The organism is Marinibacterium profundimaris (assembly GCF_002210095.1).
GTDB lineage: Bacteria > Pseudomonadota > Alphaproteobacteria > Rhodobacterales > Rhodobacteraceae > Marinibacterium > Marinibacterium profundimaris.
This window is the reverse complement of the sequence record NZ_AQQR01000003.1, coordinates 648189-656488: the sequence shown is the minus strand read 5'-3', so window position 1 is coordinate 656488 and position 8300 is coordinate 648189. Positions and strand designations below refer to the sequence as shown.

Sequence of the window (8300 nt, the reverse complement as noted above, 5' to 3'; positions counted from 1 at the left end):
GGCTGCCGGATATGTCTCAGGTTAAAGGTCTGAGGCTCTAGCCGCTCTGTGTCCGAAGGGCCGCTTCGGGGAAACTGGGCCGAGGCGCCGCCCGGCGGTCTAGCGCCAGAGATGCGCCCAGGTGGCGAAGGCGCCCTGTAGCTTGGCCAGGCTGCGGTTGCCGAGGCCGGGGCGGGGCAGGGGGCCGTGGGCGAGGCGGTCGACCACGACCTCCGGCGGGCAGGCGGTGCCGGTGACCGGGTCGAAGTAGCGCGGGTAGTCGATCAGCACCGCGTGGGTCAGTTGCAGCAGGTCGGGCCGGACCCCGCGCCGCACGGGCACGCGGCCCAGATCCGTGGTCAGGCCCCAGCCGGCGTAAAAGGGTGCGCCAAGGGTGGTGACGGGGACGCCGCGCAGGAGCGCCTCGAACCCCAGCAGGGAGGTCATGGTCCAGACCTCGTCCACCGCGCCCAGCAGCGCGGCGGGATCGGCGCTGCGCAGCACGACATCGGCGATCGCCTCGGCCTCGATCGCGCCGGGGCGCAGGCCGGCCTCGACATCCGGATGCGGCTTGTAGATCAGCACCGCGTCGGGGCGGGCCGCGCGCACCGCGCTCAGCAGGCCGAGGTTGGTCGAGATCCGGTCCGTGCCCAGCCGGATCGAGGCATCGTCCTCGACCTGGCCCGGCACCAGGATGCGATGGCCGGGCGGCAGGTCGGGCAGGTCTCCGGCCAGGTTGTACTTGCTCAGCCCCGCGCCGGTCAGCGTGGCGATCAGGCGTTCGGTGCGCAGGCGCTGATCCGCGCGCAGCTCGCAGCTGGCCTCGTGGATCAGCGTTTCAAGCCGCGAGGGGCGCGTCGGGTCGTAGTAGATCCCTTGATCATCCACCACCAGCGAGAGCGGCGGCACGAGGGCGGCGCCGAGGCCGCGCGAGCGCAGGAAGCCGTCTTCGACATACATCGCCTCCTGCGTGGCCTCGCTGCTTTTGCCGGCCCAGATCATCCAGGGGCGCCCGCTGCGGCGCGCGGCTTCGGGGTCGTCCATGAACCGGATCTTGCGGTACTGGCCGAAGACCTTCTGCAGGGGCGCGCGTTTCCACAGGCGCATGCCCGAGGCCACCCATCCGTGGCGGTCCTCGCGCCAGGCGCGGGCGCGGGCTTCGAGGGTGGCGAGCAGGTCTTCGAGCGTGCAGAGCCGGTCGCGGTAGGGGTCGTACCAGCGCGGGTAAAGCAGCATCGCGGCGGTGAAGAGCTGTGCGCGGGTCAGGCGGCGCTGGCGGCGGGGAAGGGGGTTTTCCTCGTCCGTGAGGCCCCAGCCGGCGTAGAAGGGATGGCCGAAGACACGGGGGCGGTGGCCGGCGAGGATCGCCTCGAACCCCATCTGAGAGGACAGCGTATAGACCGCGATGGCGCTTTCGAGCAGCGGCCAGGGGCTGCAGGGGCGGGTGTAGAGCGAGATGCGGTCGTTGGTGTCCTGGGGGCCGTAATGGCCGGGGCGGTGGCCCTGCGCGGTCTCGGGGTGGGTCTTGATGACGATGCGCGCGCCGGGGTGTTCCTCCTGCGCGACGAAGAGCATTTCGAGAAAGCGCGCGCGGTCGCCTTTCGAGGCGTTGACGGAGGCGTCGCCCCGGGTCTGGTCGATGACCAGCACGTAGCCGGGGGGCGGCACGGGTTCGTCGGGGTCGACGGCGGAATACTTCGTCAGATGCGCGTTCTGGATCCGGGTGATCGCGTCGCGGGCGCGATTGAGCAGCGCGGTGTCGTCCAGCGGATGGCTGGCGAGCAGGGTTTCGAGATCGGAGGGCTGCGCGGGGTCGAAATGTACGCCTGCGTGGTCGATCAGCAGGCCGAGGGGCGGCTCGCCCGAGCGGCCGGGGAAGAGGGAGCGGAGCCAGGCGTCTTCGACGGTGACCACGGGGACGCCGCGCCTGTCCGCCACGGCGCGGCCACGGTGGGAGGTGGGCGAGGCGCCCCAGGTGACGACGGCATCGTCGGGGCCGGGCAGGCCGAGGGGCAGGGAATAGCCCGAGAGCGTCAGGATGCGGCGGATCCGGCGACTGGTGAAGAACCCGCCGTTATAGGCGTAAAGGCGTGACGGCGTGCCGTCCGCCAAGATCAGCCGCCCGCGAGGGTCTGGACGTTGGCAAAGGGCGTCAGCGAGCCGGAGATCAGCGAGATCGTCTTGGTCCACTGGGCGTAGGGGGCCTCGGTCACGTAAAGCGTGTCGTCGTCGCGAATGACGAAATCGCGGGCCTCGAACATGCCGTTGGGCTCGGTCAGGTTGAGCACGTAGACCATGCGCTGCGCACCGATCAGGTCGTCGCGGCCCAGCACGATATTGGCGATCTCCGCCGGCTCGTTGCGGAAGATGAAGACGCCGGTGGGGTCTGAGGACGTGGGCACCAGGCCGCCGACCTGGGCGATGGCCTCGAGCGCGGAGAGGTCCTTGGTCTCGAACTGGACGCGGGCTTGGGAGCGGGTTGCGCCGAGGACGGAGAAGGCGCGGGTGTCGGGCTCGACCAGGATCTGGTCGCCGCCGCGCAGCGCGATGTCGAGTTCGGGGTAATCGTAGAGGTCCTGGAACCAGATCTGGCCGGTGTCCTGCCCGCGTTTCACGACGATCTGGGCGATTTCGGGTTCGATCGTGACGCCGCCGGCTTGCGCCAGCATGGTGGCGAGCGTCCGGGTGGGGCGTTCGATCGGGTAGATGCCCTGCGCGCCGACCGAGCCCACGAGCGAGACGGTGGAGCCGTCGCCGGCGAGGCGGCGCACCTGGACCTGGGGATCGGGTGTCTGGTCCTGGAGCTTTTCGGTGATGATCTGGCGCAGCCGTTCGGGGGTGTTGCCCGAGGCCTTGAGCCGGCCCGCATAGGGCACGAAGATGAAGCCGGAGCCGTCCACCTGCACCTCTTCCAGCGCGGTGGAGTTCAGACCCTGGTCGGCCAGCAGCCCGTCATCGACGTTTTCCCAGATGGTCAGGCCCAGCGTGTCGCCCGGCTGAATCGTGTCGGAGCCGAGGATGCCGGCCTTCTGGAAACTGGAGTTGAAGCCGAGCGCGGGGGCGACGGCGGTGGCGCGGGTGACGCGTTCGTTGACGTCGACGATGAAGGCATCGCCTTCGCGCTGGACGGAGCCGCGGAAGATCTGTGACTTGTTCGGGCCGACCTGCGGCAACCCGCAGGACGACACAAGGGCGCCTGCTGCCAGGACGGCAACCGAAAGCGCCCGCCGGACGGTTGGGGATGTCACTGCTCGGTCTCCTCGACCATGTTCTTGTTTGCCTGCGGTCTTTTGACCCGTTTTGGGAAAAGCTACCGGAACCGGGGTTCGAAATCCAGTGCGCGGCAAGACGTGGCCCGGGGAGGGGCATTTACTGTTGCCCATGAGCCGCTGTTGCGGATTTTTGCAGCGGCAGGGGACTTTGCGGGGCGAGGTTGATGTCAGCGCGGATGTCGGGGCCCGGCCGATCGGTCGGGGCGGTGGGGTGAAACCCCACCCTACGGGCGTCGGCGCGGGTTCAGGTGACGAGGCGCAGTTGCTGGCGGGGCGCGGCGGTGCCGGACTTGAGCGCGTCGTAGGGATCCTCGGGGGCGAGCATCATGTCGACGACCTGGCGCAACAGCTGGCGGCGGCCGCGCGCGGAATAATAGCCGCCCGGAAGCTGGGAGGTTTCCAGCAGGTAGCGGCGGTAATCCTTGTAGGCGCGGTTGTCGGGGCGGGCGGCGGCGGCGAAGAAGTCGGGCAGGGACTGGGTCGAGACGAATTCGGGCTTGGCATAGACGGCGGCACCGAAGACCTTCAGCGGGATGCCGCGCCAGAGCACCTGCTGGCCGGCGGTCGAATTGACGGTGACGGCGGTGCGGGCGTCGTTCAGAAGCTGCGCGAGCTTGCCGCCGCGCACGTAATGGACGCGGTCCGCGATGCCGTAGCGCCGGGCGAGCTGACGGACGACCTGGCGGACGGGCACGCGGCCGTCTTCCAGCGGATGGGCCTTTACCACCAGGTGGTGATGGCGCGGTGCGCCTTCGACGAAGCCCTCGATCACCTCTTCGAGGAACTCGGACATGGTGGAAAAGGGCGAATGCTGCTGGAACGCGCTGTCGTGTTCGAGCTGCAGCAGCGCCAGGTGATAGGGGAAGCCGCCGCGCCGGATGCGCCAGGTGGCGGCGCGGCGGTCGGCGGCATGGGCCGGGATCAGCAGCAGGCGCCGCAGGTACAGCCGGAACTCGGCCGTCACCGACAGCGCCCGGTGCGGCCGGAAATTGCGGTAGTCGCGGTTCCGGAACATCACGAACCAGTGGTAGAGCGCGCCGTAGAACATGTGCTGGCGCATGTCGCCCCAATGGCCGGGGGGCAGCGGTGCCTCCATGTCCGACAGGGCGAGCGCGACCTGCATGTCCTTGACCGACATGTCGATCAGCCGGGAATTGCCGTTCGACCCGCCGCGTTCGTAGGTCACCCAGTAGGGGCGCATGTAGCCTTCTTCGAAGACATGGATCGTCAGGCCGCGGGCGCGGGCGATCTCCACCGCCTCGCGGTGGATCGGGCGGGTGTCGCCGTAAAGGACGATATCGGTGATGCCGTGGCGCCCGATGAGGTCGGTGAAGGTGGCGGGCCAGTCTTCGGGCGTGCCGCGATAGGGGATGTAGCTGCTGGCACGGTCGGACCAGAAGGCGCGGTCGCCCGCGTTGAAGCCCACGCGCCAGACCCGGCCGCCGGCGGCGCGGACCATGCGGCCGAGCTGATGGAAGAAGGGGCCGTGCGGGCCCTGCAGGAAGAGGAAGGCCCGGGCGCTGCCGGCACCACCGGGGCCCTTGTCCTTCTGCGTGGCAGGGGGAGCGCCGGCCTTGCGCGCCGCCCCGGCGGACGGACCGCCCCGCCGGCCCCGCGACGCGGAAGGCGCGCGCGTGCCTGCGGCGGGCTGATCGCCCGGCCCCTCGGTCGGGCCGGCGCTGTCGCGAAGGACCGGGTGCTGCGTCATCGTCATCTCACATGGCGCCGGAACGGCTGGAGCGATCCTTAGAGAGCACCTGTGGAAAAACTATGGCGCAACGGGGGCGGTGCCGCAAGAAATCCCCTTGCCGCAGGGGCGTGGCGCCGGTAGGCCGGAGGCATATCAGACCAGGATCAACCTTTCGGGGGCTTACATGTTTACCGGGATCGTCACCGATATCGGCACCGTCACCGCCTTGGACCAGGGCGGAGACCTGACCGCGCGCATCACCACCAGCTACGACGTTAAGGGCATCGATATCGGCGCCTCTATCGCCTCGGACGGGGTCTGCCTGACCGTCGTGGCCCTGGGCGAGGACTGGTACGAGGTGCAGGTCAGCGCCGAGACCGTGTCGAAATCGAACCTTGGCGCCTGGGAGATCGGCAAGCGGGTCAACCTGGAACGCGCGCTGAAGGTCGGCGACGAGCTGGGCGGGCATATCGTGTCGGGTCACGTGGACGGCGTGGCCGAGGTGATCTCGATGCAGGACGAGGGCGACAGCACGCGGTTCGCGTTCCGCGCGCCCGAGGCGCTGGCGAAGTTCATCGCGCCGAAAGGGTCGGTGGCGCTGAACGGGACCTCTCTGACCGTCAACGACGTGCAGGGGGCGGTGTTCGGGGTGAACATCATCCCGCATACCAAGGAGGTCACGACCTGGGGCGATGTCGCCGTGGGCGACCGGGTGAACCTGGAGATCGACACGATGGCCCGCTACGTGGCCCGGCTGGCGGAGGCGTCTTGATGGAAGGCCGCAAGCTGCCGGGGATCGGGCACAACAACGGGCCGGCGATGGACCGGGGCGTGACCTATCGCGCCTACCAGTGGAAACGGGCGCGGCAGAAGCTGATGCCGAAGACCATTCCGCTGTTCGTGGTGAAGATGCGGGTGCGGCGGGCGGCCGAGCTGGGCATGAGCTATGCGGCCTATGCGAAATGCCGGCAGGCGACGGGGCACGACATCCTGGCGCTGCTGTTCTCCTCGAATGCGCTGCGGGTCATCGGCCCGGGGGCCGAGATGCCGGATGCGGAGACGCGGGCGCTGGCGCAGGTGCGCGCGGCGAAGAAGCTGACGCTGGTGCATCGGCCGGCGCAGCCCGGGGCGGTTCTGCAGGCCAACCCGGTGCTGGACGCCGCCGGCGCCGCACCGAAGTTCACCGAGAGCTGGAGCGCGATGCGCGAGCGGGTGCAGGGGTTCATCCGCGCGCAGGGCATGCCGGCGCGGCAGGTGCTGATCATCGGGGACGCGCCCCTGGAAGAGGAATGGAGCACGGCGGCGCAGGCCTGCGGCTATCTCAGGTCCTCGGAGTATTTCGCGCATCAGTGAGCGACTCGGTCGGGAAAGCCGGGCGGCCCGCGCGGGGGGCGGGGCCGGATCGCGGGGCCGCACTCCCGCCCACCCACCCCGTTTGGCCCCGCGATCCTTTGCGCTCGAAGAGCGTGGCGGGGGGACGGAGAGCGCAGGTCTTCATCGGACGGTAACGATTTGGAGCGATGGAGTTTCGTGGCGCCAGGGGGGCGGGGGCAAGGCGATCAATGCCGCGCTCCGGGCCTGTGCAAGATGTCTTTGCCGTGAGTTTTTCTGAAGATCGGATTAGACTTTTCGAAACATCCGCAGACTGGCCAAGGCCGGGCGAAACGGGTATCTGCGACGGGACTGGCGAAAGGCATATCCATGAGCTTTGAAACACCGGGTCCCGTCGAACAGGACTGGCGCGATGCGATCTCCTCGATCGAGGAGATCATCGAGGATGCCCGCAACGGCCGCATGTTCATCCTGGTCGATCACGAGGACCGCGAGAACGAGGGCGATCTTGTCATCCCCGCGCAGATGGCCACGCCCGAGGCGATCAACTTCATGGCGACCTACGGGCGCGGGCTGATCTGCCTGGCGATGCCGGGTTCGCGGATCGACGCGCTGGGCCTGGGGCTGATGTCGACGAACAATTCGTCGCGGCACGAGACCGCCTTTACCGTGTCGATCGAGGCGCGCGAAGGTGTGTCGACCGGCATTTCCGCCCATGACCGGGCGCGGACGGTGGCGGTGGCCATCGACGCGTCCAAGGGGCCGGCCGATATCGCCACGCCGGGTCATGTCTTTCCGCTGCGCGCCCGCGACGGCGGCGTGCTGGTGCGTGCCGGCCATACCGAGGCCGCGGTGGATCTTGCGCGGCTGGCCGGGCTGAACCCGTCGGGCGTGATCTGCGAGATCATGAACGAGGACGGCACCATGGCGCGCCTGCCGGACCTGATCGCCTTTGCCCAGAAGCACGGGCTGAAGATCGGCACGATCAGCGACCTGATCGGCTATCGCCGGCGCAACGACAACCTGGTGCGCCTGTCCGAGCGGCGCTCGATCGAGAGCGCGCATGGCGGGCACTGGGATCTGCGGATCTTCACCGACGAGACCAAGGGCGCCGAGCATATCGCGCTGATCAAGGGCGACATCACCACGGACGAGCCGGTGCCGGTTCGGATGCACGTGCTGGATCCGATGCGGGACGTGATTGGCGCCTGCGGGGTCGAACGGGCGAGCGAATTCTCCGACGCCATGAAGATCATCGCCGAAGAGGGGCGGGGTGTCGTGGTGTTGCTGCGCGACCTGTCGATGAAGCTGACCGACCAGAGCGACGTGTCGCCCCAGACGCTGCGGCAATACGGGCTGGGCGCGCAGATCCTGACCTCGCTGGGGCTGTCTAAGCTGGTGCTGGTGACCAATCACAAGGTGCCCAACGTGGTGGGCCTCGAGGCCTACGGGCTGGAAATCACGGGCACGCGCCCGATCTCGAAGGACTAGTATCATGGCCGGTTCCGAAACCCATTACGCGCTGCCACGGCCAAGCTTCGACGAGGCGCCCAAGGTGCTGATCGTCGTGGCACCCTATTACCGGGATATCGCCGACAACCTGATCGCAGGTGCAAAGGCCGAGATCGAGGCGGCCGGCGGCACCGCCGAGGTGGCCGAGGTGCCCGGCGCGCTGGAAGTGCCAACCGCGATCGGCATGGCGGCGCGGCTGTGCGATTACGACGCCTATGTCGCGCTGGGCTGCGTGATCCGGGGCGAGACGACGCATTACGACACCGTCTGCAACGATTCGAGCCGGGCGATCCAGCTGATGGGCCTGCAGGGCCTGTGCATCGGCAACGGCATCCTGACGGTCGAGACCCGCGAGCAGGCCGTCGTGCGCGCCGATCCGGCGGATCAGGACAAGGGCGGCGGTGCCGCGGCGGCGGCCTTGCATCTGCTGGCGCTCAGCCGTAAGTGGGGCGATCGCACCAAGGGCGTCGGTTTCAAGACCTCCGCGGGCGATTTCCTTTCTTCCGACCGTTAGG

At 68.7% G+C, this 8300-nt stretch carries 7 protein-coding genes; 4 read left to right on the top strand and 3 right to left on the bottom strand.

Annotated elements, in window-relative coordinates; all coding sequences use genetic code 11:
- Positions 1-99 precede the first annotated feature (99 nt).
- The 3 genes from ATO3_RS11040 to ATO3_RS11030 form a co-directional block, all read right to left on the bottom strand.
- On the bottom strand, positions 100-2091 hold the full coding sequence (locus ATO3_RS11040; RefSeq protein WP_233152105.1) for a capsular polysaccharide biosynthesis protein: 1992 nt from the start codon (positions 2089-2091) through the stop codon (positions 100-102).
- Between the two features lie 2 nt (positions 2092-2093).
- Positions 2094-3227, bottom strand: coding sequence for a polysaccharide biosynthesis/export family protein (locus ATO3_RS11035; protein WP_233152104.1), 1134 nt, complete (start codon positions 3225-3227; stop codon positions 2094-2096).
- 268 nt (positions 3228-3495) lie between these two features.
- Positions 3496-4959 carry a capsule biosynthesis protein gene (locus ATO3_RS11030; RefSeq protein WP_233152103.1) on the bottom strand — a complete coding sequence of 488 codons (1464 nt, stop codon included), beginning with the start codon at positions 4957-4959 and terminating at the stop codon, positions 3496-3498.
- A 166-nt stretch (positions 4960-5125) separates the two neighbouring features.
- Here ATO3_RS11030 and ATO3_RS11025 point away from each other — a divergent pair, with 166 nt between their 5' ends.
- From ATO3_RS11025 to ATO3_RS11010, 4 genes are all read left to right on the top strand, one after another.
- Positions 5126-5713, top strand: a complete 588-nt coding sequence (locus tag ATO3_RS11025) for a riboflavin synthase (protein ID WP_088649883.1) — start codon at positions 5126-5128, stop codon at positions 5711-5713.
- Complete coding sequence (locus tag ATO3_RS11020) at positions 5713-6294, top strand: hypothetical protein (protein ID WP_088649882.1); 582 nt, start codon at positions 5713-5715, stop codon at positions 6292-6294. Before ATO3_RS11025 ends, ATO3_RS11020 begins: the two co-directional genes overlap by 1 nt.
- A gap of 348 nt (positions 6295-6642) precedes the next feature.
- Positions 6643-7764, top strand: a complete 1122-nt coding sequence (gene ribB, locus ATO3_RS11015) for a 3,4-dihydroxy-2-butanone-4-phosphate synthase (RefSeq protein WP_088649881.1) — start codon at positions 6643-6645, stop codon at positions 7762-7764.
- Positions 7765-7768: 4 nt separating this feature from the next.
- Entirely contained in the window at positions 7769-8299 is a 531-nt protein-coding gene (locus ATO3_RS11010) for a 6,7-dimethyl-8-ribityllumazine synthase (RefSeq protein WP_088649880.1), read from the top strand.
- Position 8300: the final 1 nt, after the last annotated feature.